Source organism: Acinetobacter pragensis (assembly GCF_001605895.1).
Lineage (GTDB): Bacteria > Pseudomonadota > Gammaproteobacteria > Pseudomonadales > Moraxellaceae > Acinetobacter > Acinetobacter pragensis.
In genome coordinates this window covers 68,783-94,843 of the sequence record NZ_LUAW01000001.1, presented here as the reverse complement: position 1 = coordinate 94,843, position 26,061 = coordinate 68,783, and the positions used below count along the sequence as shown (strand labels likewise).

Annotated in this window: 25 protein-coding genes and 1 pseudogene; 9 read left to right on the top strand and 17 right to left on the bottom strand. The window is 45.9% G+C overall.

Annotated features, from left to right (window positions below):
• The first annotated feature begins 322 nt into the window (after positions 1 to 322).
• The 4 genes and pseudogenes from AZH43_RS00440 to AZH43_RS18590 form a co-directional block, all read left to right on the top strand.
• A complete protein-coding gene (locus AZH43_RS00440) occupies positions 323 to 3,160 on the top strand; it encodes a ribonucleoside-diphosphate reductase subunit alpha (RefSeq protein WP_067665184.1) in 2,838 nt (945 codons plus the stop codon).
• A 138-nt stretch (positions 3,161 to 3,298) separates the two neighbouring features.
• On the top strand, positions 3,299 to 3,430 hold the full coding sequence (locus AZH43_RS19035) for a hypothetical protein (protein WP_264753337.1): 132 nt from the start codon (positions 3,299 to 3,301) through the stop codon (positions 3,428 to 3,430).
• A gap of 147 nt (positions 3,431 to 3,577) precedes the next feature.
• Entirely contained in the window at positions 3,578 to 4,861 is a 1,284-nt protein-coding gene (locus AZH43_RS00435) for a ribonucleotide-diphosphate reductase subunit beta (protein ID WP_067665182.1), read from the top strand.
• A 275-nt stretch (positions 4,862 to 5,136) separates the two neighbouring features.
• Positions 5,137 to 5,235 (top strand): annotated as a pseudogene (locus AZH43_RS18590) (ketoglutarate semialdehyde dehydrogenase); the annotation flags it as partial.
• Positions 5,236 to 5,281: 46 nt separating this feature from the next.
• On the opposite strand, the gene AZH43_RS00430 reads toward AZH43_RS18590, so the two are convergent.
• The 4 genes from AZH43_RS00430 to AZH43_RS00415 are packed head-to-tail and all read right to left on the bottom strand — an operon-like array spanning position 5,282 to position 10,431.
• Positions 5,282 to 6,481 carry a lactonase family protein gene (locus AZH43_RS00430; protein ID WP_081406736.1) on the bottom strand — a complete coding sequence of 400 codons (1,200 nt, stop codon included), beginning with the start codon at positions 6,479 to 6,481 and terminating at the stop codon, positions 5,282 to 5,284.
• 49 nt (positions 6,482 to 6,530) lie between these two features.
• Complete coding sequence (locus AZH43_RS00425; protein ID WP_067665179.1) at positions 6,531 to 8,105, bottom strand: aldehyde dehydrogenase (NADP(+)); 1,575 nt, start codon at positions 8,103 to 8,105, stop codon at positions 6,531 to 6,533.
• A 10-nt stretch (positions 8,106 to 8,115) separates the two neighbouring features.
• A complete protein-coding gene (gene araD1, locus AZH43_RS00420) occupies positions 8,116 to 9,114 on the bottom strand; it encodes an AraD1 family protein (protein WP_067665176.1) in 999 nt (332 codons plus the stop codon).
• 12 nt (positions 9,115 to 9,126) lie between these two features.
• Positions 9,127 to 10,431, bottom strand: coding sequence for an MFS transporter (locus AZH43_RS00415; protein WP_067665173.1), 1,305 nt, complete (start codon positions 10,429 to 10,431; stop codon positions 9,127 to 9,129).
• A 169-nt stretch (positions 10,432 to 10,600) separates the two neighbouring features.
• Here AZH43_RS00415 and AZH43_RS00410 point away from each other — a divergent pair, with 169 nt between their 5' ends.
• The 3 genes from AZH43_RS00410 to AZH43_RS00400 all read left to right on the top strand — a co-directional run bounded on the left by AZH43_RS00410 (position 10,601) and on the right by AZH43_RS00400 (position 14,121).
• Positions 10,601 to 12,334, top strand: coding sequence for an IlvD/Edd family dehydratase (locus tag AZH43_RS00410; protein ID WP_067665170.1), 1,734 nt, complete (start codon positions 10,601 to 10,603; stop codon positions 12,332 to 12,334).
• Between the two features lie 80 nt (positions 12,335 to 12,414).
• Positions 12,415 to 13,131 (top strand): FadR/GntR family transcriptional regulator, encoded by a 717-nt coding sequence (locus AZH43_RS00405; RefSeq protein WP_067665167.1) that lies wholly within the window; start codon positions 12,415 to 12,417, stop codon positions 13,129 to 13,131.
• Between the two features lie 39 nt (positions 13,132 to 13,170).
• Positions 13,171 to 14,121, top strand: a complete 951-nt coding sequence (locus AZH43_RS00400; protein ID WP_067665164.1) for an NAD(P)-dependent oxidoreductase — start codon at positions 13,171 to 13,173, stop codon at positions 14,119 to 14,121.
• A gap of 143 nt (positions 14,122 to 14,264) precedes the next feature.
• On the opposite strand, the gene AZH43_RS00395 is transcribed toward AZH43_RS00400, so the two are convergent.
• Together AZH43_RS00395 and AZH43_RS00390 are read right to left on the bottom strand one after the other, a co-directional pair.
• The gene (locus AZH43_RS00395; protein WP_067665162.1) at positions 14,265 to 14,465 is read right to left on the bottom strand and encodes a hypothetical protein; all 201 of its coding nucleotides are present in this window, start codon (positions 14,463 to 14,465) and stop codon (positions 14,265 to 14,267) included.
• A 114-nt stretch (positions 14,466 to 14,579) separates the two neighbouring features.
• Positions 14,580 to 15,752, bottom strand: coding sequence for a low temperature requirement protein A (locus tag AZH43_RS00390; protein WP_067665159.1), 1,173 nt, complete (start codon positions 15,750 to 15,752; stop codon positions 14,580 to 14,582).
• A gap of 242 nt (positions 15,753 to 15,994) precedes the next feature.
• Between AZH43_RS00390 and AZH43_RS00385 the strand changes: the two genes are divergently transcribed.
• Complete coding sequence (locus tag AZH43_RS00385; RefSeq protein ID WP_067665156.1) at positions 15,995 to 16,477, top strand: hypothetical protein; 483 nt, start codon at positions 15,995 to 15,997, stop codon at positions 16,475 to 16,477.
• Here the strand turns inward: AZH43_RS00385 and AZH43_RS00380 are convergent.
• Positions 16,474 to 17,142: an HAD-IA family hydrolase gene (locus AZH43_RS00380; RefSeq protein ID WP_067665499.1), complete on the bottom strand. Its 669-nt coding sequence runs from the start codon at positions 17,140 to 17,142 to the stop codon at positions 16,474 to 16,476. The two genes, AZH43_RS00385 and AZH43_RS00380, sit on opposite strands and share 4 nt — an antisense overlap.
• A 95-nt stretch (positions 17,143 to 17,237) precedes the next feature.
• Here AZH43_RS00380 and AZH43_RS00375 point away from each other — a divergent pair, with 95 nt between their 5' ends.
• Complete coding sequence (locus tag AZH43_RS00375; protein WP_067665153.1) at positions 17,238 to 18,005, top strand: hydroxymethylpyrimidine/phosphomethylpyrimidine kinase; 768 nt, start codon at positions 17,238 to 17,240, stop codon at positions 18,003 to 18,005.
• A gap of 56 nt (positions 18,006 to 18,061) precedes the next feature.
• Here the strand turns inward: AZH43_RS00375 and AZH43_RS00370 are convergent, their stop codons facing one another.
• The 10 genes from AZH43_RS00370 to AZH43_RS00325 form a co-directional block, all read right to left on the bottom strand.
• On the bottom strand, positions 18,062 to 19,120 hold the full coding sequence (locus AZH43_RS00370) for a DUF1176 domain-containing protein (protein WP_067665150.1): 1,059 nt from the start codon (positions 19,118 to 19,120) through the stop codon (positions 18,062 to 18,064).
• Between the two features lie 560 nt (positions 19,121 to 19,680).
• Entirely contained in the window at positions 19,681 to 20,343 is a 663-nt protein-coding gene (locus AZH43_RS00365; protein ID WP_067665149.1) for a DUF2939 domain-containing protein, read from the bottom strand.
• Positions 20,344 to 20,489: 146 nt separating this feature from the next.
• Positions 20,490 to 20,825 carry a YegP family protein gene (locus AZH43_RS00360; protein WP_067665146.1) on the bottom strand — a complete coding sequence of 112 codons (336 nt, stop codon included), beginning with the start codon at positions 20,823 to 20,825 and terminating at the stop codon, positions 20,490 to 20,492.
• Positions 20,826 to 21,062: 237 nt separating this feature from the next.
• Positions 21,063 to 21,428 carry a 5-carboxymethyl-2-hydroxymuconate Delta-isomerase gene (locus tag AZH43_RS00355; protein ID WP_067665496.1) on the bottom strand — a complete coding sequence of 122 codons (366 nt, stop codon included), beginning with the start codon at positions 21,426 to 21,428 and terminating at the stop codon, positions 21,063 to 21,065.
• Positions 21,429 to 21,537: 109 nt separating this feature from the next.
• Entirely contained in the window at positions 21,538 to 21,882 is a 345-nt protein-coding gene (locus AZH43_RS00350) for a zinc ribbon domain-containing protein YjdM (protein ID WP_067665493.1), read from the bottom strand.
• 255 nt (positions 21,883 to 22,137) lie between these two features.
• Entirely contained in the window at positions 22,138 to 22,485 is a 348-nt protein-coding gene (locus AZH43_RS00345) for a DUF488 domain-containing protein (protein WP_067665143.1), read from the bottom strand.
• 9 nt (positions 22,486 to 22,494) lie between these two features.
• Complete coding sequence (locus AZH43_RS00340) at positions 22,495 to 22,941, bottom strand: SRPBCC family protein (RefSeq protein WP_067665135.1); 447 nt, start codon at positions 22,939 to 22,941, stop codon at positions 22,495 to 22,497.
• A 210-nt stretch (positions 22,942 to 23,151) separates the two neighbouring features.
• A complete protein-coding gene (locus AZH43_RS00335; RefSeq protein WP_067665132.1) occupies positions 23,152 to 23,550 on the bottom strand; it encodes a ribonuclease E inhibitor RraB in 399 nt (132 codons plus the stop codon).
• 88 nt (positions 23,551 to 23,638) lie between these two features.
• The gene (locus AZH43_RS00330; RefSeq protein ID WP_067665129.1) at positions 23,639 to 24,577 is read right to left on the bottom strand and encodes a hypothetical protein; all 939 of its coding nucleotides are present in this window, start codon (positions 24,575 to 24,577) and stop codon (positions 23,639 to 23,641) included.
• Between the two features lie 421 nt (positions 24,578 to 24,998).
• Positions 24,999 to 25,664, bottom strand: a complete 666-nt coding sequence (locus tag AZH43_RS00325; RefSeq protein ID WP_067665126.1) for an RluA family pseudouridine synthase — start codon at positions 25,662 to 25,664, stop codon at positions 24,999 to 25,001.
• Positions 25,665 to 26,061 lie beyond the last annotated feature (397 nt).

Genomic DNA, 26,061 nt, shown 5'->3' with positions numbered 1-26,061 from the left:
AAGTTTTTAGCTTTTCAACTTATCCACAAGGTTATCTATAAGCACTTAAACCCAGCTTTGCTATGCTATGCCCTTGTCCAATAAGGCTTAAACAAGAAAGATAAAAAATAGGGATTTTTTCGAGAAGGATTTTCATCGAAACAGATCAAAATATTTAATAAAATGTCAATATTGATCTGACCTAAATTTTCCCGTATCTTGTGTCCAATTCATTTTTAAACCACTAAGTCTTGTGTTTAAACCTCAAACACTGTGGCATAGTTTTTGCCCGGTTCAAACGGTCTATAAACATAACAATAGATGACAATGGAGCTATGCTGACATGAGCGTAATCACGTCTACCCCAGGCCAATTGCAGGTGATCAAGCGCACCGGTGATGTTGCCGTTTTTGATGCGGAAAAAATTTCTGTAGCGATCGGCAAAGCGTTCTTGGCTGTTGAAGGCCAGCAGAGTGCTGACTCTAGCCGTATCCACGACCGTATTTCTCAACTTACCGAGATGGTATTGAATACGTTTAACCGCCGTTTACCCTCTGGCGGCACGATCCACATTGAAGAAATTCAAGACCAAGTTGAACTGGCGCTGATGCGCACAGGTGAACAAAAAGTTGCGCGTTCTTATGTGATCTACCGCGACCAGCGTGCTGAAGCGCGCAAGCTGACTGGCGCAAATCATCACCCTACACTGCAAGTCACCACTGCTGATGGCCAGCTTCGCCCGCTGGATCTCAGCGCGCTTGAAGCCCATATTGCCAAAGCGGCTGAAGGCTTGGAAGGCATTGATGTTCAAGCCATTATCGATGAAACCGTTAAAAACCTATATAACGGCGTAAAAGAATCAGACATCGCAACCACGATGATGATGGCGACCCGTACCCGCATTGAGCAAGAACCTAACTATACTTACGTGACTGCGCGCCTGCTGCGTGACAACCTTGTTGCGACTGGTTTGGAATTCTTGGGTCTGGCTACAGATACTGACGAAGGCGATGCTTTAGAGATATTCCTGAAAAAAGGGATTGAGCTTGATCTGCTTTCAGCTGAACTGCTTAACTTTGACTTGGCTAAATTGGCCGCTGCGATTCAGCCTGAACGCTCAAACCAATTTACCTACCTCGGCCTGCAAACCTTATTTGACCGTTACTTCATCCATTCAGATGGCGTACGCTTTGAATTGCCCCAATTGTTCTTCATGCGTGTTTCAATGGGCCTATCGCTCAATGAAGAAAACCGTGAAGACCGCGCAATCGAATTCTACAACTTGTTGTCCAGCTTCGATTACATGGCTTCTACGCCGACACTGTTCAACTCAGGCACGCTCCGTCCGCAATTGTCGAGCTGCTACTTAACAACAATCGGCGATGACCTGTACAACATTTATGGCGCAATGCGTGATAACGCAATGCTGTCTAAATGGGCTGGCGGCTTAGGCAATGACTGGACGCCTGTTCGCGCCTTGAACTCTTATATCAAAGGCACAAACGGCAAATCACAGGGTGTTGTTCCGTTCCTGAAAGTAGCGAACGATACCGCTGTAGCAGTCAACCAAGGCGGCAAGCGCAAGGGCGCAGTCTGTGCATACCTTGAAACTTGGCACTTGGACATTGAAGAATTCCTTGAGCTGCGTAAAAACACAGGTGATGACCGCCGCCGTACGCACGACATGAATACTGCAAACTGGGTTCCAGACCTGTTCATGCAGCGTGTATTTGAAGATGCTGAATGGACACTGTTCACGCCGTCTGAAACACCGGACCTGCATGATTTAACTGGCGCAGAATTTGCTGAGCGCTATGCGCACTACGAAGCGATTGCGAAAGAAACAAATATGCTGCACAAAAAAATCCGTGCAAAAGATTTGTGGCGCAAAATGCTGTCTATGCTGTTTGAAACAGGCCATCCTTGGATCACATTTAAAGATGTCTGCAACTTGCGTTCTCCGCAGCAGCATGTGGGCGTAGTTCACTCATCTAACTTGTGTACAGAAATTACGCTGAACACCAATGCCGATGAAATTGCAGTCTGCAACTTAGGCTCAATTAACCTTGTACAGCACGTTCAAGGCGGTGTGCTGGACCGTGAAAAACTGGCGCGCACAGTGAAAACTGCGGTGCGTATGCTCGACAACGTGATTGACATCAACTATTACGCTGTGCCGCAAGCGCGCAATTCGAACTTGAAACACCGTCCAGTCGGCATGGGCATCATGGGCTTCCAAGATGCTTTATATGAAATGAAACTGGCTTATGGTTCAGATGCAGCTGTTGATTTTGCTGACGAATCTATGGAAGTGATCAGCTACTACGCAATTGCGACATCAAGCGATTTAGCCGTTGAACGCGGTACATACGAAACATTTAAAGGTTCATTGTGGGATCAAGGCATCCTGCCGATCGACTCTTTAGATCTAGTTGCTAAGTCGCGCCCTGAACGCATGTTTGAAGTAGACCGCACGCAGCGTTTGGACTGGGATACATTACGCGCAAAAGTTCAAAAAGACGGCATGCGCAACTCGAACGTAATGGCAATTGCACCAACAGCAACCATTTCAAACATTTGCGGTGTTTCGCAATCGATTGAACCGACATTCCAAAACCTGTATGTGAAATCCAACCTTTCTGGTGAATTCACAGTGATCAACCCGTACTTGGTACGTGCGTTGAAAGACCGGGGCCTTTGGGATTCTGTTATGGTCAACGACCTGAAACATTTTGAAGGTTCTGTTCAAAAAATCTCACGCATTCCTGAAGAGCTGAAAGCAATCTTCGCGACTGCGTTTGAAGTTGAACCGCGCTGGATTGTGGACGCTGCATCACGCCGTCAAAAATGGATCGATCAAGCTCAGTCTCTGAACCTTTACATCTCAGGTGCAAACGGCAAGAAACTGGACATGACTTACAAAATGGCATGGCTGCGCGGTCTGAAAACCACGTATTACCTTCGTGCATTGGGTGCAACTTCTGCAGAAAAATCGACTATTAATACTGGCGCATTGAATGCAGTCAAAGCGACTGCAGCCGCAGCGCCTGTGGTTGCAGCAGCTCCAGCAGTTGAAGCGAAAAAACCTGAAGCATCTGTTGAAGACGACGGTTTTGGCCAAGCTGCACCAGTGCCGATGGCATGTTCAATTGATAATCCTGATTGTGAGGCTTGTCAGTAATCTGACAGGTTTCACATCCTTCCTGAATCCCCCTTTCCCAAAGGGGGACTTCCATACTTTCGATGGTTGGAGTTCCCTGCTTTTTCAAAGGAGGGTTAGGGAGGATTTCAGAATAAAAGATAAATGAAGGAACCCGCTATGCCCCATATGACGCATAACTATCTGTTAGGCCTTATTGCCTTGGTGGTTTCCTTCATTGTTTGTTTTTATGTTCCATTGACTTACGCATGGGTCAAAATTCGGGAACAGCAGCGCAATCAAAATAAGTAGTGGGGATATTTGCTCTTCCGAATAAAATTAGAGCATCCATCGACAAAACTTAATTTTGCTTACACAGAATGAGCGTATAGTAGGATGTCTTAGCTTCAACAGCTGGATGTCTTATAAAAGATATAAAGCAACGAAGAGAGAATTGTTATGTCTATCCTAAGTTGGGACGATTTCGAAGATGATGAACCGAAACAAGCTGCACAAGCTCACCAGCCTGCGCCCGTCGAGCCGAAAAAAACGGCTGATTCGCAAGTGGTATCTGATGCACTCCAATCATCGTCGCATGTGGCAGCTGCACAACCCGCTCGAACCGCTGGAAGTCGCGGATCAAATCCAACCGATTCAATGGAAAGAGCATCTGCTGCCCTAGAGCAACTTGATGCCGCGCCTGGCTTGGAAGAGCTTGAAATGGGCGCACAGCGTGTACAGGTTGACGACAAAGCAATGATCAACTGCCGCGCTGACTTAAACCAGCTGGTACCGTTCAAATACGAATGGGCTTGGCAAAAATATCTAGACGGATGCGCAAACCACTGGATGCCGCAAGAAGTCAACATGAACCATGACATCGCGCTTTGGAAGTCTGAAAACGGCTTAACTGAAGATGAGCGTACGATTGTAATGCGTTCTTTAGGTTTCTTCTCGACTGCCGATTCTTTGGTGGCGAATAACTTGGTATTAGCGATTTACCGCCACATCACCAACCCTGAATGCCGTCAATACATCTTGCGCCAAGCATTTGAAGAAGCGATTCACACACATGCTTACCAATACTGTATCGAATCTTTGGGTATGGATGAAGGCGAAGTCTTCAACATGTACCGCGAAGTGCCGTCTGTTGCGCGTAAAGCAGCGTGGGGCCTGAAATATACTCAGTCTTTAAGCGACCCGACTTTCCAAACCGGTACGCCTGAGAACGATCAAATCTTGCTTCGCAACTTAATTGCATTCTATTGCGTGCTTGAAGGCATCTTCTTCTATTGCGGTTTCAGCCAAATCTTGTCGATGGGTCGCCGTAATAAAATGAATGGTGTTGCTGAGCAGTTCCAGTACATTTTGCGTGATGAGTCTATGCATTTGAACTTCGGTATCGATATGATCAACCAGATCAAAATCGAAAACCCAGGTTTATGGACAGCCGAATTCCAGCAAGAAATCATTCAAATGATTTTGGAAGGCACAATGCTTGAAATTGAATACGCACGCGACACTATGCCGCGCGGCGTATTGGGCATGAATGCAGCAATGATGGAAGAATACTTAAAATTCATCTGTAACCGCCGTTTAGCTCAGCTGGGCTTGCCTGAACAATTTGCTGGCGTAAATAATCCATTCCAGTGGATGTCAGAAATGATGGACTTGCGCAAAGAGAAGAATTTCTTCGAAACTCGCGTAACAGACTACCAAACCGGCGGCGCATTAAGCTGGTAACATATTGATTTTAAAGGTAAATTTTTACTTTTAAACATCATGCAACGCATAAAATATCATAAAAAAACCGCCATGAATGGCGGTTTTTTTATGTTCAAAACAAAAAAATAATGTAATTCATTTTGCAATAATATAAAACTTTAAATAACCGTTAAATATAAAGATAGAGAAGACCCTAATTTGCATAATTTCAAGTTGATATTATTATTCCACAGACTATCTTAATGCCAAAAAATTAAGGAAACTCTATTCTTAACCCAATAACATCTGCACATCACTATCCGCAAAGCTTATTGCCGGAAGCCTTGCGTGATGAGAATCCGCTGAATCTGCTGAGACTGGTCAACGGCGAGATGACCCGAAACACAATCTAAAAAAAAGAGGCCCGGATAGGGCCTCTCTTTTTTTCCTAATACCCGTTTATTTCGAAATAAATTTAATATCTGTGGGCAAGCCAATCTGTAAAGCCATACGTGTTGGAGTTAATGCCCCTGTTTCTATATTGCGTTTGAATTGGCTCACCGTGTTGCTAAAAACGTTGGCTACAATTAAATACTGACCGGTTGCATCAATATCGAATGCGCGCGGCTCAATACCGCCGCTCGAATAACGTCCAACCAAAGTTAACCGTCCTGTTTCTTGGTCAACTGAATAGGCTGCAATTTCATTGCTTTTACGCCGATTTCCCACATATAAAAACCGTTGGTCTGGAGACAGAAGCAGCCCCGCGCCGCCCTTAAAATCCGCACTGTTCTGCTCAGTTAAATTTTCTTGCTGAATCTTGGTATATTTTCCATCTGCTCTTTTAAAGACTACAACCTGAGCGCCCATTTCTGTGGAAGCATATGCGTAATCGCCATTTTTACTAAATCTCAAATGACGGGGCCCGCTGCATGCCGGAAAATGCAAATCTGACGTTTCATTTCTTTTTAAGGGATGCTTTGCTTTAGGAAGATAGTCATATGCCTGAATCAGATCGCTTCCTAAATCTGCTAAATAGACTTTTTTACCCTCTGGATCGAAGGTAATGGAATGCGCATGACCATCTATTTGGCGCTCAGGCAAGGCTTTGCTTCCCTTCAAGAAAGGAATGTTCTGTACTGCCGGCCCCAATGAACCATTGTCAAGAATTGCAAATACAGCAACACCTGCATGAGCAGGCCGGGCAGAATAATTCGCGACAAACAGAAAATGATTATCCGGCGAAATTTCAGCATGTGTCGGCTGTTGCCCCAAGCTATTGACTGCATTCAGGAAGGTTAAATTGCCCTCCTGATCTATTTTAAATGCTGAAACAGAGCCGTCAGCATCGGCATTGTCTTCATTTGTTGCATAAAGATATTGGTTCTTTTTATCAATGACCAGCCATGATGGATTATCCGCTTCAACATAATTTACCGGCAATAAAGTCCCGTCTGCATTTAAACGGACCTTATAAATGCCTTGGCTTGGAAAATCTGATTTTAAAGCACCAAGCCCATCTGGAGCGCTTGCGGTCCACGTGCCTATATAAAATTCCTGCTGCTTATTCTCGGCTGATGGCAGTGAGTCCGCATAGCAGTTCATCGCCAATACAATTCCAGACAGCAGGCCTAATTGTTTAAATGTATTTATTTTCATTTTCTCATCCTTGTGATTGAAAAGAGGCCCGAATAGGGCCTCTCTTTTTTTAGATTGCGTTCCGGGTCATCTCGCCGTTGACCAGTCTCAGCAGATTCAGCGGATTCTCATCACGCAAGGCTTCCGGCAATAAGCTTTGCGGATAGTTCTGATAGCACACCGGGCGCAGATAGCGCTCGATGGCCAGCGTACCGACAGACGTGCCCCGCGCATCTGATGTTGCCGGATACGGTCCGCCATGCACCATGGCATCGCACACTTCCACGCCGGTTGGATAGCCGTTCAGCAATAAACGTCCAGCTTTTTCTTCCAGTACTGGCACGACTTCTGCAAACTCAGCTAAATCCGCTTCATCCGCAATCAGCGAGGCCGTTAGCTGGCCGTTCATGCTGTCGAGCGCCTGAATCAGCTGCGCCTGATCTTCCACTTCAATCACGATGGTCGCCGGGCCAAAGATTTCTTCCTGCAGCAGCTGATCCGCTGCCAGCAATAGCTGCACATCAGCTTTAAACAGCTGAGGCTGCGCCTGATTCCCTTGCTGCGCCTGACCGGCTAAATACTGAATGCCGTCATGCGCCGCTAAATGCTCCAGACCTGAAGCATAACTTTTTAATGTGCCGGCATTCAGCATGGTCTGTGCTGGCTTGGCATTCAGAATATCAGCCAAGGCTTCTATCATCTGGCCATATTCTGGTGATTTGATCCCAATCACCAAGCCCGGGCTGGTGCAGAACTGACCGCAGCCCATTACCACAGAATCAGCCAGATCCTGAGCGATTTGCGCTCCGCGGCTTTTAAGCGCGGCAGGCAGCATCAGCATTGGATTGATGCTGCTCATTTCTGCAAAGACAGGGATGGGCTGCGGGCGGGCCGCGGCCATATCGCACAGCGCCCGGCCGCCTTTCAGGGAGCCGGTAAAGCCGACCGCTTGAATCAGCGGATGCTTGACCAGCGATGCGCCCACACCGTTGCCATAGACCATGTTGAATACGCCTTTAGGCATCTGGGTTTTTTCTGCCGCCCGCTCAATGGCTTGCGCCACCAAATCTGCCGTGGCCATGTGGCCGCTGTGCGCTTTGACCACCACGGGGCAGCCCGCGGCTAAAGCGGAAGCGGTATCACCGCCGGCGGTTGAAAATGCCAGCGGGAAGTTGCTGGCGCCAAAGACCGCAATGGGGCCCACGCCAATTTTAATTTGACGCAGATCGGCACGCGGCATGGGCTGGCGCTCAGGCAATGCCGTATCAATGCGCGCTCCGAGGAAATCCCCGCGGCGCAAGACTTTGGCAAATAAGCGCATTTGGCCGCTGGTCCGGCCGCGTTCGCCTTGCAGGCGGGCAATCGGCAAGGCTGTTTCTTGGGAAACGGTATCAAGGAAATCCGACCCCAGCGCATCCAGTTCATCGGCTATCGCTTCAAGAAACTGAGCGCGCTGTTCAGGCGAAGTGCGGCGGTAGCTTTTAAACGCTTGGCTGGCGGCTTCACAGGCCTGGCTGACTTCCTGCTCTGTGGCCTGATGGAATTCATAGGCCAGCGCTTCGCCTGTTGAGGCATTGATGCTGTGCAGGATTTCACTTCCCAGCGCGCTGCGCTGGCCTGCAATAAAGTTTTTTCCCATAATCATCGCGGTGTCCTTAAAGTGTAATAACCGAACCAATTGGTAATTCAGGCTGAGTATGTGCAAGCTTATTTTTCAGCGGATGGCCGAATTCTTTCATTTCAATTTCAAATTCATCGCCTACTTGCGCCTGCATACCGTCTGCAAATGACAGCGTCGCAGTACCGAAGTAATGAATGTGCACATCCCCAGGTTTTAAAAATTGCTGATATTTAAAATGGTGATATTCGAGATTGCTTAGGCTGTGACACATATTGTCTTCACCTGATAAGAACTCTTTTTCCCAGATGACTTCTCCATCGCGGCGCAAACGGCTTGTGCCGACTAAATGGTTGGGAAGTTCACCTGTGCGCAGCTCTGGCCCATAACTGCAAAAACGTAATTTAGAATGCGCAAGATATAAATAGTTGCGGCGTTCCATAACGTGATCGGAATATTCATTCCCCAGCGCAAAACCGATGCGGTACGGTTTTGAATCTGGACCGATCACATATAAGCCTGCAATTTCTGGCTCCTCTCCCCCATCTTCTGCAAATGGAGGCAACGGCAAATCTGTACCGGGGCGAACAACAATAGAGCCATCCCCCTTATAGAACCATTCAGGCTGCGCGCCGACATCACCTGCGGCAGGCTTGCCTTTTTCAACGCCCCACTGAAACATGCGCATGGTGTCGGTCACTGATGCAGCATCATTTAAATTCTGCTGATGCATTTTGTCGCGCGTAGATGCTGAACCCAAATGGGTCAAGCCTGTACCGGATATAAAGCAATGCGCCGTATCAGGATGATCTAAAGGCGGAAGGACTTTTAATTCTGCCAATAAAAATGAATAGTCATAGCTTTCATCACTATAGCCAAGCTGCTGCACTTGCTGTTCCAAACTGAACTGATTCTTAATGGCCATTAAAGCTAAATCGCGCACGCTCTCTACGCCGTTCACACATTTAACCGTATTATTTTCCACAATACCGACAGCGCGCTGATCATGCTGATTTTCAAACTGAATAACATTCATTCGGAATTCCCTTTACGCTTGTTTATTAACATTCAATTTTTGAGATTTGTTTCTTTCCAATTTTGAGTAAACGAAATAAGTCAAAATCAGGCCGAAGACCATAACGATAGAGAGGAAATACAAGCCTGCAGCCATGTTGCCTGTATATTCCTTTAATAACCCGATGCCATAAGGCCCAAGATAGCCGCCTAAATTGCCGACTGAATTAATTAATGCAATGCCGGCAGCAGCACTTGCCCCTGTTAAAAAACGTCCCGGTAAAGTCCAGAAAACCGCAGTCGAGGAGAATAGGCAAAAAGCGACAACAGACAGTGCAGCTAGCTGCAAGACAGGCGAGCTTAACCACGCGCTCAAGAACATCGCACAGGCGCCTGTGGCATACAGAAAACTGAGATGCCCGTAACGGTCGTTTAAACGGTCGGTGCTGCGTGGAATAATCAGCAAGCCGATAATGCCGAACACATAAGGAATGCTGGACAAAAAGCCCACTTGCAGATCTGTTCCGCCGCCAAACTGTTTAATAATGGTCGGCAGCCATAGATTTAGGCCGTAAATACTTAAGGTGACGGGAAGATAGTAAAGCGCAAGGGTTAATACGCGTTTATCTTTTAATGCATGCAGCGGATTGGCATGCCGTGTTTGATCATATTCAGATTCATCTTTAACCAACTCATTTTTGAGCCAGATTTTCTGCTGATCGCTTAACCATTTAACTTTATTGATATCATCCGGCAAGTACAAATAGGTAGGCAAAGCAAGAATAACCGCTGGTAAACCGACAGCAATAAACAGCCATTGCCATCCATGCAGATTCGCTACCCCGTCCATGCCAAGCAATGCGCCTGCCAATGGGCCTGCAATCATCATTGCAATCGGCTGAGACAAGACAAACATGCCCATGATTTTTCCGCGGTGCCGTACCGGATACCACTGGGTAATTAAATATAAGACACCTGGAAAGAATCCGGCTTCAGCCACACCAAGTAAAAATCTGAGCGCATAAAAGCTTTTCGGGCCTTCAATCAGCGCCATTGCCATGGTGATTAAGCCCCATGTCAATAAAATTCGCGTGAACCACTTGCGCGCACCGAATTTATCCAACAGTAAATTGCTGGGAACTTCAAACAGAAAATAACCAATGAAAAACAGGCCAGCGCCCAGCCCATAGGCCGCGTCACCAATGCCGACATCTGCGCCCATATGTAAATGAGCAAAGCCGACCGCCGCCCGGTCGATATAGGCGACAAGATAAAGTATGACTAATGCAGGGATCAGCTTATATGTCACCGTCCGTATAACATCCTTTTCGAAATCCATATTCGACTCCACCTTTCATATATTTATTCTTAGGCATCATGCCAAAGGAAAATCTCTATAATTTAAAATATAGTATTACTATTTAAATTTCAAACCCTTTTAAAAAGATTTTTTTTAGTGTATTTTGCTTTATATTATTTAAATAGTAATACTATATAAGGATATTGAGATGTCAGAAAAGAAACCTTTACGCTCAACCGCCTGGTTCGGAACGACAGATAAAAACGGATTTATGTACCGCAGCTGGATGAAAAACCAAGGGATTCCAGATCATGAATTTGATGGACGCCCAATTATTGGCATTTGCAATACGTGGTCAGAGCTGACCCCGTGCAATGCGCATTTCCGTAAGATTGCCGAACATGTAAAAAAAGGGATTTTAGAAGCGGGCGGCTATCCCGTAGAGTTCCCAGTTTTTTCGAATGGCGAATCCAACTTACGCCCGACCGCTATGCTGACACGCAATTTGGCCAGTATGGATGTAGAAGAAGCCATTCGCGGCAACCCAATGGATGGCGTTGTGCTGCTTACAGGCTGTGATAAAACCACCCCTGCACTGCTGATGGGCGCTGCAAGCTGTGATGTTCCGGCAATTGTGGTGACTGGCGGCCCGATGCTTAACGGAAAACATAAAGGCAAAGACATCGGCGCAGGGACTATTGTTTGGCAAATGCACGAAGAATTAAAAGCCGGCAAAATTGACCTGAATGAATTCCTGTCTGCAGAAGCGGGCATGTCGCGTTCAGCAGGCACATGCAATACCATGGGCACGGCATCGACAATGGCGTGCATGGCTGAAGCCTTAGGCACTTCATTGCCGCACAATGCGGCGATTCCTGCGGTAGATTCACGCCGTTATGTTTTGGCGCATTTATCCGGCATGCGGATTGTAGACATGGTCAAAGAAGATTTGACGCTGTCTAAAGTGTTAACCAAAGAAGCGTTTGAAAATGCCATTAAAGTAAATGCAGCCATTGGCGGTTCGACCAATGCAGTGATTCATTTAAAAGCCATCGCTGGACGTATTGGGGTAGATTTAGAACTGGATGATTGGAACCGTGTCGGCCGCGGCATGCCAACCATTGTCGATTTACAGCCTTCAGGCCGTTTCCTGATGGAAGAATTTTATTATAGCGGCGGCTTGCCTGCAGTCATCCGCCGCATGGGTGAACATAATTTATTGCCGCATCCGCAAGCGCTGACCGTCAACGGTGAAAGCATCTGGGACAACTGTCAAAACTCACCGATTTACAATGATGAAGTGATCCGTCAAATAGATAACCCGCTGCGCAAAGATGGCGGAATGTGCATCTTGCGCGGCAATCTTGCACCTAAAGGCGCGGTGTTAAAACCTTCCGCGGCTTCACCGGAATTAATGAAACATCGCGGCCGCACGGTGGTATTTGAAAACTTTGACGACTATAAAGCGCGTATTGCTGATCCTGATCTAGATGTCGATGAAAGCTGCATCCTTGTACTGAAAAATGCTGGGCCCAAAGGCTATCCGGGCATGGCCGAAGTCGGCAATATGGGCTTGCCTCCAAAGATTCTTGAAAAAGGCATCACCGATATGGTCCGTATTTCCGATGCCCGCATGAGCGGAACAGCTTACGGCACCGTTGTGCTGCACGTTGCACCTGAAGCGATGGCAGGCGGCCCATTAGGCGCTGTGCAAAATGGCGACTTTATCGAACTTGATGCTTATGCAGGCAGACTGCATTTAGATATCAGCGATGAAGAATTGCAGCATCGTCTGGCCAATTTATCAGAGCCGCCTAAGCCTAACTTTATTGGCGGATACCGTCAGCTGTATGTGAATCATGTGCTTCAGGCTGATGAAGGCTGTGACTTTGACTTTCTTGTCGGTTGCCGAGGTTCAGAAGTCCCGCGTCATTCACACTAAGTGGCTAAAAAATAGATGATCTTGTTAATTCGCAGGGTCATCTATACCATACTATGGTCAAATATGATTAATTGCAGAATATGAGTAACGCCGACTATAAAAACCCCGTTCCAAGTAAAAGCCAGCATGCGCTTATTGTGCAGCAATTGGGTCTGAAAATCGTTTCCGGCGAAATTGCCGAAAATGAAAAGATTCCTTCTGAGGCAGAGCTATGTGAGGAATTTCAGGTTAGTCGTCCAGTTTTTCGTGAAGCAATACGGGTACTTAATGCCAAAGGCTTGACTTATTCACGCCCTAAAATTGGCACCGTCGTTCGCCCCAAAGATGAATGGTATTTATTAGACCCTGATGTGCTTTTTTGGCTCATCCAATCCACACCTGAAAATGAATTTTTTAAAACGCTTTCAACTGTTCGCCGAGTTTTAGAACCTGAGTTGGCTTATATAGCGGCCAGTACGGCAACTGAAGAAGATATCGTACAAATTAAAAAAGCATACGACGGCATGGAAAAAGCAGCGACCGTAGAAGATTTTATACAGCCCGACATCGATTTCCATCTTGCAATTGCCAAAGCGACTCATAACGATCTGCTCGCCTATATGTCAAAAATGCTGGTTTTACCGCTGCAGCAGTCGATTCAAGTGACCAGCCTCCGGCCCAATTTGCAAGGCCATTCACTGCCACGGCATAAAGCTATTTTAACGGCCATTGAAAACAAAGATCCTCTGTCGGCAAGGCATGCGTCTTTAGTGCAATTGGACGACACAAAAATGGCTTACAATTTGATCAAAAAATAAGTCGCTCTCCCCTCTACTCTTTCATTTAGATATGGATTTATGAAAACTTTAAAAATTACTTGTGCTGAAAAAGGCGTGTTAATCAATAAAGCGTTTAATTTTGATTTTCCAGCAGAATACACAGAATACGAACAGCTCAGCCAGCAGGAATTTTATACTCAAGTCCATGACCAAGATGTGATTATCATCAGTGACTTAAAAGTAGATGAACAGATTTTAGCGAACAACCCGAACCTTAAGCTGCTGGCCTTATGCTCTACGGGCTATGATCATGTCAATCTGGATTTGCTTAAAGCTAAAAACATCAAAGTTTGCAATATTCGCGGTTATGCAGGCGATGCTGTCGCGGAACATGCTTTTATTCTCATGATGAATTTAATCAAAAATTTTGGCGCCCAGCTTAATGCCGTGCAAAACGGTTCATGGTCTGAAGGCCCCTTGTCCTTTTATTTGGCGTCACCGATACGTGAATTAAAAGGCAAAACCTTGGTGATTTTAGGCAAAGGTGAAATTGGCGCAGCTTTAGCCGTCAAAGCGCAGGCCTTTGGCATGAATGTTATTTTCAGTGAGCGCAAAAATGCGGCAGATTGCCGTGAAGGCTATGTCTCTTTTGATCAGGCAATTGAGCAGGCCGACATTCTGTCATTGCATTGCGCCTTGAACAATGAAACTCGTGAAATGATTGATCAGAGTATTCTGAAACGGATGAAAAAAGACAGTATCCTGATCAATGTCGGCCGCGGCGGCCTGGTTAATAATCAGGATATTCTTCATGCTTTAGAAAATCATCAGCTCGCTGGATTTGGCGCAGATGTGCTGGATCAGGAGCCGCCCGCTAAAGACCACATCCTGCTGAAGACGAATCATCCGAATGTCATGCTCACAGCGCATATTGCCTGGGCCACAGATGAAGCTCAGGAACGCTTATTTTCTATTTTAGAAGATAACGTCAATAAAAATATGCTGGGACAGGCTCAAAATTTAGTCTAAAGCTGAAAATTGAGCAGCCTTGGCCTGTGTTCTTTGAATGGCATTTTTGAATACTGGATACATTAAGCAGTTATAAATAATGCACCCTAGACAGACTGGAACTGAAGCTAAAAGCTCAATGGCCGCTCTGAATATTATCAGTTTTAAAATATTCTACAGGCTAGGCCATTACACCATCCAAAAAACATGGGTTCTGCCGCATGGCGCAATTCAAAACCCCGCTTGAACAGCGGGGTTTTGAAAATGGATTGACCTGTATTGAACAGCGGGCACGACCAGACATGAAATACAATGCCAGTGCCCGCCAGATTCAGTTGTTTAGCAGCAAGAACCATTTCATCCATAAAGAAGATCTTACAAATTCACCCACCTTCTGCTGAATCGGCCGTTTTTACAGCAAAATTCTGTTTACGCTCATGCTAATTTTTTGATTCGCTTTAAAATATTGGCTATAAAAATTATGCCCTTACTGAACAAGATTTTGTAAAAATCAGCCTTAGCGCATAGACCACAGCCATGGCAAAAATCGCATAGCCCACAGGCTCAATCACAGCGGGTATACATAGAACAATTGCCACTGTCAGCGGGTAAATCCATTTTTTTAACCCATGCTGATGGTGCGCCTCGTGCAGCACATAAAGGCTTGCCGTATACAGCACTAAACTGACTGCCACAAAATAGCTTTCTTGAACTGAGCTGATCAGCGCCTTATGCGATACCACATCAACAGCCGCCGCCAAGCCTGCGCCAATAGACGCAATACTGATAAAAACAAAAAAATGGCCATAGCCCCATGCAAAAGCCATCTTACGGCTGTTCAGCCTTTCTGCAATTTCACTGTCAAAATAGGCCCACCACATGGTAAACATCATCAGCAAGCCGCCAATCATCAGAAAAATCAGCTCGGTACTGAAGCGCTGATTGTTCAGCGCATCCGTAATTGCAATTGAACAGCCGACAATCGATTCACCCAGAACAATAATTGTCAGCAGTGAATAGCGCTCTGCAATATGATGCGCATGCCACGGTGTTCTGCTGGCAGCCTCTGCAAAAACAGGCACACACAGCTCAGCCGCCGCCAGCAGCACAAATAAATAAACCGTAAAGTGGATAGGTGAAAAGTGAAACAGCAGCCAGCCGCATTGCACCAGAATAATACCGAAGGCATAACGCAGCGCTGTTTTGCGCCGTTCAGCATCATGTTTTGCAACACGGAGCCATTGCGTGACCAGACTCAGGCGCATAATGGCGTAGCCGATAATAATGATATCAAAGTCCTGCTGCTGAAATGCGCTAGGAATGCCAGCCGCAATAACCAATGAGCCAATAATCTGTATAAACGTTAAAATCCGGTACAGCGCATCATCATTATCATAAGCAGAGGCAAACCAGCTGAAATTCATCCATGCCCACCACAGCGCGAAAAACACCATGCCATAAAGCGTTAAGCCGTGCGCTAAATGGTTTTCAACAATGGCATGATGCAGCTGCTGTCCCGCCGTCGCAATTGCGACCACAAAAATTAGATCAAACAGCAGCTCTAAGGAAGTGGCGACGCGGTGCTTTTCATGCGGGTCGCGCGGCGCAAGCGGCCTGAGCCATGCATGAGCAGATAAAAATGAGTTTGGCATTTGTTTTTTCTAAATTTTCATGGATTCAGCCAAATTTTTTCAAATTAGATCTGAAGACACAAGCCAACTTACAAAATAAAATGCGCGCAGGGCTGTACTGCAAATAATGGCCATAGCCTTCACATAAGGCTTGAGGCCGCAGATCTAAAACCAGCAGAAATAATTTTTACTTTAAATGGCTTCATTTATTATAAATTCAGTGAGATACTGTTTATCTAAAAATAAAAAAAACAGAAAAATCAATGATTCAAGATTATTTAAGCATTTATCCTCAAGCCCTTTGGGTGCAAATCACACAGCAGCAAATGCTGTTGCGTTCATCAAGCCACGACATTCTTGCGCAAGAAATCTGCCCTATTTCTTTTGACTATTCGGACAGTTTTGCGCTGAATTATCCCCTTGCAGAACAGCATTTTGCTCAGCTTTTACAGCAGGCCAATTTAAAATGGCACGACTTTGGGCAGCCCATTGTCTTTATTCAGCTTATGGACCGTACCGAAATGCGGTCAGACGGGATTGAAATTCAAGCCATTCGGGAGATGGCGCTCAGCGCCAATGCACGCATCGTGCAAATCTTTTTAAAAGATGGCGAAGCCATCGAGCATGAGAAATTGCCCGCTCAGGCTTCACATACTTTTCGCCTTCTGATGATTGGCCTCATTGTGCTGTATCTGATTGCGCTGGCGGCCGTACTGTCGCTTGAAAAAGCGAGCCCGTCGCTTTAAGCCGGCTGGCTGCAAAGCGATGGAATAACCTCAGCCAAATCTGCAAAAGATTCAATCTGTTTTTTGGGCTGCGCATGCGCCAGTTCTTCTGCTGTGCCGTAACCATAGGTCACAGCAATACTGTCAATGCCATTATGGCGCGCGCCTAAAATATCATATTCACGGTCGCCAACCATCAGGCATTCTGCGGCAGCCAGCTGTTCCTGATCTATAATATAGGCAATCAGCTCCGCCTTATTGGTGCGCTCACCCGACAGCTCACTGCCGTAAATCTTGCTGAAATACGGCGCCAATTTAAAATGCTCTAAAATTTGCTTGGCATAGATCGTCGGCTTGGCAGTCGCGACATACAGTTTAAGGCCTTGCTGCGTTAAGGCCTCTAAGGTTTCAGGTACATGCGGATAGACCTGATTTTCAAACAGGCCCGTCACCGAAAAACGTTCTCGATAGCCCAGTAAAGCCTGTTCGGCTAAATCATCGTCAACGGCCACATTCAGAATTTTGGCCAAAGAAGCTTTGAGCGGCGGGCCAATAATCCAGTCAATATTGATATGTTCATTAATTGGATGACCTACTTTTTCCAGCCCATAGCGCGCCGATGCCGTGATGCCGACCTTAGGGTCGGTCAATGTTCCATCCAAATCAATCAAAATATTCTTAATCACGCGCCGCACCTTATTCGCCACTCCGCAAAATGCACTCGAGTGTTGCCTGAAACTTGCCTATACTAACTCAAATTTTGCATAAGAAGGACACCATTGTGCGACCGACCGTACTGTGCTTTTCCGGTTTAGACCCCTCTGGCGGCGCTGGCCTGCAAGCTGATATTGAAGCTATTGGCCAAAGCGGCGCGCATGCCGCCATCGCCTGTACAGCCCTGACCATTCAAAACTCACAGCAAGTTTTTGGTTTCAGCGCCACATCTAAAGAACTGCTGCTGGCGCAGGCTCACGCCGTGGTGAATGATTTGCCTATTCAATGTGTAAAGTCCGGCATGCTGGGGACAACAGACAATATTGCGGCGCTGGCAGAGTTTCTGCGTGAACAGCCGCAATATCTATATGTCTTAGACCCGGTTTTAGTGGCCAACAGCGGCGGTTCATTGGGCAATCAGGCCACCTTAGTTCAAGCATTTGCTGAGCTGATTCCTCTGGCCAGCCTGATTACTCCCAACACCGTTGAGTTAAAGGCCTTAACCGGCGAGCAAGATCTGAATCTGGCAACCCAAAAGCTGTTTGCTATGGGCGCACAAGCCGTATTGGTCAAAGGCGGTCATGAAGATACACCAGATTTTATCCGCAATGCTTTATATATTCAGGGCGAGTTGATTTCCGAGACACAATGTCCAAGATTGGCTGGTGAATATCACGGATCAGGCTGCTCACTGGCCAGTTATATTGCTGGACGCTTGGCCTTGGGCGATGATGTAAAAACAGCCGTGCATCATGCAGAAATATGGCTTTTTGGCGTGCTGAAAAATGCAGAAACCCCTGTGCCAAACGGACAGAAAATCCCTAAACGCTTTTAGCCTCAAGCAGAGTGAATGCCGTCTGGAATCAAAAAAAGCGTCCTGCCGGACGCTTTTTACTGCGCAGCATGTACTTTTGAAATGAAGATCGGCATTTGCCAAGCGCCGCCAGCAAAGCCTTTGCATTGCGCCTGCATCGCCCGGTAAGTTTGCACAAATCGGCTGCCGTTCCATGCCCATTCTTCTTGCGAGCCGCAATCAGCAATGCCCCTTCCTTTTTGCGAAGCAAAAATCTGCCCTTCACTGAAGCTGGAACCGGATGCCGTTACCAGCTGCCGCGTTTGCTTCAAAGCTTTATCCATCACCCAATAACCGTAGCCGTAATTGTAAGCGCCGCGCCAGCATGGCGCTTCAACGACCACATGATTTCGGTTTAGCGGATAAATAGCCATTTGATCATCCGGCAGATAATTCTGTTCATAGAGCGTCCAGCATTGGTCTTTATTGACTGACTTTTTCAGCTGTTCCGCCAGCTGCTTGGCTGGCGCTGTATTTACATCCAAACGCTTGGCGATGCCTCGGCTATAACCTTTGATCTGAATTAAAGGCAAAGGCTGTATTTTTAATACCCCGGCATTGGACAGCTTGCCTTTGCGGAGCAAAGCAGATGCAGTGCCAATCCTTTTTTGAAAATCATCCATTTTCAGCAGTACCGCGCTGGCGCCTTCTGTGGACAACGCCCATTCAACCTGATCGGCTGTAAAAATAATAGGCGCTGAACCTTGTACAGCCCTGAGCAGCGCTTGAGTTTGCTGTCCGCTCAGCGTGCCTTCTCCGGTCTGCTCATGAATAGCCACAGTGCCGTAGCTGCGTCCCAGCATACTGACATTCACGTTTTTACGCTGTGCCGGCAAATGATCTGAATCTATTTTCAGCCGTGCGGTGACTGGCGGGTTTGATCCTGCGGCCCGTTGCAACAGCACCGAAACTGGCCGGTCTAAATGGTCATCTGCCTGATAGCCTGCGGCACGGCATGTCCCGGTATTGTCACAGGCCAGCTCCCAGTCCTTATGCACAAAATGGATTCCCTGTATAGTTTCAGCAACGCTGAATGGGCTGAAAAACATAAAGCCCAATACCAAATATTTTTGCAGATGCTGACGTTGTTTATTCATGGCATACATCCTTCAAAAGTTATTATCTATTCATAGTTATATTGTCTATTTATGAAAAATACAGCGCTGCCAGCATGAATCAATGTTCAAAACACATGCATTAAGCCCTTCTTTAATATAGGCTAAAAATCGAACTATGCACAATCATCATGGCCTATAAACGACTTGAGTAAATTTATAGAATTTTATGCCACCAGCCGGCATAACTTTACTGCTTGCGTGTTTACTGTTGAACAGCTCCAGCTGTACAAGCGCTGGACTCACAGAATTAAAATAACTTTGACTAATTCTGTTCTGCTCAAGTCAAAGCGCTGCGACAATATTTGAATTAAGCGCTAGTTCCCCCTTCACGTGATCAGGCCAAATCTTTTCTGATGCTTGCCGCTGAGTCAAAGGGCCTAAACCAGCAAGCAATATGTACATTGACTATTTTATTTTTCATACAGAGAGATGGCTGTTCTTTAGATGATTCTTTTTATTGTCTCATCCTATGGCTTAACACCGAATTAACTAAAAACTCAATGTACAGCCGAAAACCTTTGATTACACCGGCTGCCGGACTATTTTGAATTTGGCAATTCAATGGCTGTGATTTTCCAGCTGAGCTGTGAACGCTGCATTTTAAAACGCGTCATAGAACCGGAGTCATTCGGCACGGCAATTTCAAAACTGTTCCACCCGGTATAATGTGCATGCATGTGCGGTTTGGCTTTTGCTGATGGATGCTGGGCGCCTGACGAAGATTCCGGCTGCACATCAGCCATTTCCCGCATTTTTGGCGGAGTATTCATTGCTCTTTCATCACCATGCATGTCAGGTAGCACTGTTGACTTCAAAAGTGATTTGGACAATTCTTCACGGTTTTTTGACAGGCTTAGCTGGATCGATTCTTTCAGCCCTTTCCCCTGCATCAATAAAAATATGGTTTGCTCATTTACAGCGGCATCCACAGCATGAGAGCTGATGGAATGACTCAACTCAGCGCCCCATTGCTGCAATCCTTCAGGCAAATGCTCCAGCCCTGCAGCAGCATTCATTTTTTGCTGGATTTGCGGTTTTAAACTGGCTTTAACTTCTGCAAAATTAATATATTGAGACATGCGGGCAGCGTCATTATGCTGATAGGCCTGATTGATTTGATACAGCGCCCAATAAGGAGAAGCAGCAAATATCAGCAAGCTGAGAACTGCCATGCCGGCCAGTAAGATTTTTAAAGCTTTCATCTTTTCAAGGGCCTCTTGCCTGCCAAAAACATTTCAAGAACACCCGATCTGCGGTGAAAAAAAGCATGCCGTGGCATGCTTTTTTTCCGCGTACTGCCGCTAGATACATCAAGCTTCACTCAACGATAGAATGATGCAGCGTCAAACTAGCCGATTAAATCTTTAACCGTTTCACTGCTGCCGTTATTTTTAACAGATTCAATGCCTTTATCCCGCGACTGTTCACTGCCATAAAATTGACTGGTGCCAATAATTTGATGATTGGCCGCCTTCAAATTGAAATACGGCTTGCCATTTTTTGCTTCCAAACGCTCATAACGGCTATCATCTGCGCTGTTCTTCTGTACAGATTCAATGCCATTGTGCGCCGAAGCTTTTGCTTTATACAGTTCGCTGGTCAAAATAATTTCACCATTGCCCGCTTTTAATACAAAACGGTATTGGCCATCACTGGCCTGACTAATTTCATACCACCCCGCCATCCTACACCTCTTCTCATTATAAAGTTTGTCGTTGATAGAATGCATATTGTCTAAAATTTATTCTATTTTTATGAATATAATTGAAATTTATCAAAGAAAACAATATTTTTTTATTACAGCTTTTAGCCATTTTATCTGCTTTAAAAACACTTATTAAATTTTATTATTTTTCATAATGTTAATTTAAAAATTAAGTCAAAAAAATACGGCGCTTGCCGTATCTTTTAGCTGCTGGCCTTATTTGACAACCTGCTTGCTGTAAGTTTCTTTATTCATTTCAAGCATTTCTACACACATTTGAATGCGCAAGCCAGCATGAGGCGGCACTTGCTGCTGCAGCACATTCAGCAACAGCGCTGAAATTTCCTGCTGTACGGCAGTACTCCGGCCCGACAAGAGCGATACTTTTACATGCAAATAAGCCTCACCGCTGGCTTCGCCTAAACCAATGACATAGTTTTGCTGGCACACTGCGCGGCTTTTAATATCGTTGATATCGGAAACATAGCCTGATTCAAAAAAAGCGCGGTTTAATGCGGTAAGCGTACCTTTGACATCAAGAGGCTGAAGGTTTTCAGAATATTCCAAGTGGATATGCGGCATAGTCACAATCATCTTAAACGTTTTCAGCTATTATGCCTTGTCTCGTAAAAATGCGCTGAATGATTTGCATCAAACAGCGCATTCGTCACGCAATAAATTCAATTTAAGCTTAGGCTTTTTTGACATATTCCGATTTTAATTTCATCGCGCCAATACCATCAATCTTGCAGTCAATATCATGGCCATCCGCGGCATCTGTCAGCAAGCGGATATTCTTGACTTTGGTGCCGACTTTGACCACGGAAGAAGAGCCTTTAATTTTTAAATCTTTAATTACACTGACCGTATCGCCATCCGCCAAAATATTGCCGTTGGCATCCTTAATGACGCTTTGCGCATCTTCTGCAGCCGCATCGCCTTCTTTCCATTCATGAGAACATTCAGGGCAAATCAGCAAGTCCCCATCTTCGTAGGTATATTCTGACTGACATTTTGGGCATTGGGGTAAAGACATAGCGACCTCAAAAAATAAAAAAACAAAGTAAAAATGAGCCTGCATGCTGCTCAAAACAAGCACTATAGCATTTTAATTTTTCAAGCGCTTTAATCACATAAAAAGTTTATGGCTTATCACTTATCAAGGCAGCCCATCTGCCATTTAGGATCAGCCGATTTGAATCATCTGCCTTCCATAAATTTCCTATTGAATTGAGCAAATCCAATACTGGGATAACCCCTTAAAATCTAAAACATGATTCATAGTAAATACTTATTGCTCTAACAGGCGTTTCAGCACATCTGCATGGCTTTTACCAGCATTTTTAGCGGCTGTAAGCAACGTAATTTTTTCACTCTGCGCCAAATCACGCAGCTGCTGCAGCGCTTCATTCTGCGCGGCCAGTTCTGCTGCATAGCGCTGCTGAAATTCGCTCCAGCGCTGTTCAATATCTTGGTGATACCACTTGCGCAGCTCATTTGATGGGGTCAGCGCTTTGGCCCATCCATCCAGCTGGGCATCTTCCTTTTTTATGCCTCTGGGCCATAAGCGGTCGACTAAGATGCGTTTGCCGTCTGCAGCATCGGCTTGATCATAAATCCGTTTAATTTTGATATCCATATACCGACTTCACTCATCTGGAATGGCGGGGTTAACCAGCAGTGAAAGCAGCTGCAGCGACTCTTGCCAGCCTAAATAGCATGCCTCGGGGGGAATCACATCCGGCAAGCCCGCTTGAGTGATTTTGACTTCAGTGCCAACGCTGACCGCTTTCAGCTCAATTGTCACTTCAATTTCACCGGCCAATTCAGGCATATCAAACTGGTCTGTATAGCGCAGCAGCTGATTGTCCACAACCTGATGGTAGTCGCCATGAAAGGAATGCTTGGTTCCCGTTGAAAAATTAGTAAAGTACATCCGGTAACTGCCGCCGGTGCGGACATCCGAATGTTCAACATGAGCCGTAAAGCCATGCGGCGCCATCCACTTCACCAAGGCGTCAGGGTCGGTAAATGCACGGAACACCCGCTCTGGCGGGGCGCTGAAAACACGATGCAGCTGTATGGTATTGCTCATTGCTGTTCTCCATGATCATGTTCTATTATTCTGAATGTAATAGGCTGTCTTAAAATGATCTATGCCTTTTCTGTAGGATAAATGAACGCCTTTTTGATTTGATATCCGGCTGCCAAATACTGGCTTGGCCATGCTTGCGATACGGTGTTTTTACTGCAAAAAAAAAAGCCCTGTGTTTTTCACAAGGCTTTTGCACTGCGTTATCTTTGCTTAATTCGGCTTTCCATCCGCATCGGCATCGTCTTCAGCTTCATCGTCAGGCTCATCATCATAGACGTAAGCCATACAGCCCCAGCCGTCATATTCGCCCGAAAACTGGCCTGCTATTTTAGTAAACCATTCTTCCAAATCAACAATATCCGCATACTCCGGTTCCATGTAGACGTAAATCGTGATAATCCATTCCCCTGATTCCTCATCTTCAAAAAGGCTGATTTTCTGCTCTTCTTTCAGCAGGTAAATGGCGCATTGGTCCGCTTTTTCTTCGTGCTGAAAAGCAATGGAATATTCAATTTCATGCGGCACGCTCAGGTCATCACCGTCTTCATGCATTTGCCACAATACATTGCCGTTATCATCGTCTGGAAATTGCTGGTAATCGCGTGTCATACATTATCCTTATTGTGCTTTTGCTGTACCGCTTTTAGATTAGCCGAAATTTGCTGCTGTTTGGAGATTTATTGCACAACTTTTTTTATCACGGCGCCGTCCCCGGCTCAATCCCGCTGGTCAATGGCTCAGCCTGCATCAAGGCCATAAACTTCAGCTCTTCCAGCCTTAAATTCAGATATGATTCATGCAGCTGCGCATTGCTGAAGTGATTGCCGTGAAAGTTGATGAGCAGATAATCATCGCGCAGCTCCTGCAGCAGCTGGCCCAAATTTTCACTATTCAGCAGCGCTAAATACAGCTCCGCTTTGGTATTAAACACCAGCGTGACCAGTGCAATAGCGGCCAGCCTGCGGTTTTCATCTAAATAATGGCATTCAGCAACCTGCCCTGCAGTATTGGCTTGCTCAATTTTCATTCTTACCTGTTGCAGATGCTGCGCGGCATCTGATGCGCCATAACGGCCAATCAGCTGATGCTGCAGCTGCTGAATAGGCGCAAAATAATGCCGCTGATAACCGTTAATTTTACGCTCAAGCGCTTGAAGAATATCATCGCGTTCCTGCAGCGCCTGAGCGTGTGCCCAATATGCCCTCAGTTTTTCCTGCGCCTTCTGCTCAGTCAGCGCCTGTGTGTTACGCTGATGCTCATTTAGAAAAACATTAACCTGAGCAATTTTCTCTTGAATTTCATTCAGCAGAATTTCTGCATTCATTTTGGTCAGCTCGATACAACTGTCGACCTGCAGCCTGCGGTTCAAGACATACTGTTCTATATCGGACACATGCTGATATTGGCTGAGCCGGTTGACCGTCACTTTCAGGCTGCTGAGCTGAATGCGCAGCTGTGTCATCTCATAATTCATCTCATCACGCAGCTGCTCTTGCTCGCTCAGCTCATTGCGCGCATGCTTTAAATTATCCTGCAGATTCTGCAGCAAGCGGCTATTTTTCTGATTTTTTTGCCAGACAAACAGCAGCGCCGCACTCAGTATTGCAAGCAATGTAATTAAAATCGTCTGTGTCATTGCAGCTCCTCTGCTTAAGCTGCGGCATGCCGCTTTTGCCCAGCGCTGCAGTTTTTATGTTATTCACTATGAATAGGCGATCTTGAACCATGTTGCAACATTTGCTCATAAAAGATGATCAATGGAGATTCAGCCAATCCTGTTTCTAAAAGCTTATGTTGATAAAGGATTTAAGTTTTTCACCGCGCGGCCTTTAAGATTTTTGCAAAACAATTTGTTTTTTATAATCCATTCATAAAATTCAAAATTTCATTTTAATTGTGTTGAATGTATTACGCTTTTTTTAATGCAAAATGGATTTATGCCGGTTTGGGCAATACCCAGAAAATCTGCGGCTGAATACTTGCCACCCCAGATTCAACAGGCTTCGGTTCGGCCGGCTGCAACGCAGGCCGCTGCTGCATGCAAAACGGCATGCATATTAAAATGGAACATTCCCCTTAATTTCAACAGACTCCCCGCTTAAAGGCTGGATAAAAGCCAAATAGCAGGCATGCAGCGCCATGCGCTTTAAAGGGCTTTGCGCCGCGTTCGGATGATAAATTTTATCGCCGGTAATGGGGTGGCCAATATGCATCATATGCACCCGAAGCTGATGCGAGCGGCCCGTAATGGGCGTTAATAAAACACGGCTAATGTCTTGGGTTTCATCGTAGTTCAGCCCCTGATATAAAGTCTGCGCCGGTTTGCCCAGTTCATCATGCACCATTTGGCGCGGGCGGTTTTCCCAATCCGCAATTAAAGGTTCATTAACACTGCCTTCGCCGTGCAGCTGGCCTTGCACCAAGGCAATATAATTTTTTTTGACCGTACGCGCCTGAAACATTTTGCTGACTGCCACTTCCGCGTCACGGTGCTTTGCAAACATCAGTATTCCTGAGGTCGCCATATCCAAGCGGTGAGTAATCTTGGCATTCGGGTAAACATCCACCACCCGCAAATACGCGCTGTCATGATGCTCAGGCAGGCGTCCGGGCACAGACAGCAGCCCTGCCGGCTTATCAATCACCACCAGATCATCATCTTCATAGACGATGATCAACGGTTCTTGCGGGGGCATATATACAAAATTTTCGTCTAAAGGCATAGCGCAGCAGCATGGGATAAAATTTGCCGCAACATAGCAACTGCCTTTTCGTGTGTCAATCTTCTAAATTGGCGCAACAGTATTCAAGACAGGCATGAATCATTGAGCATCAATCCAGTTAAATTTGAGGATTTGGGATGAAAAGCCGAGGCACTTTTTAATTTTTTATAGATTGATCTTTTTATTGTGCTTTGCTGCGAATTTTTAGGGCGGTGTAAGAGAAAACTGAATTGTTTACTTCAACTATCCTGACTTGGTAAGTCATGATCTTATAGCCTATAAACTTGTGATCTATAGCGTCCTAAGCCGAATCGAGACCTTGTGGGTAAGTACTGCTCTCGCGTTTTGCGCCCTCACAGCATGCTGCTCTTTTCGATCTCTGTCACACCCTTGAGAT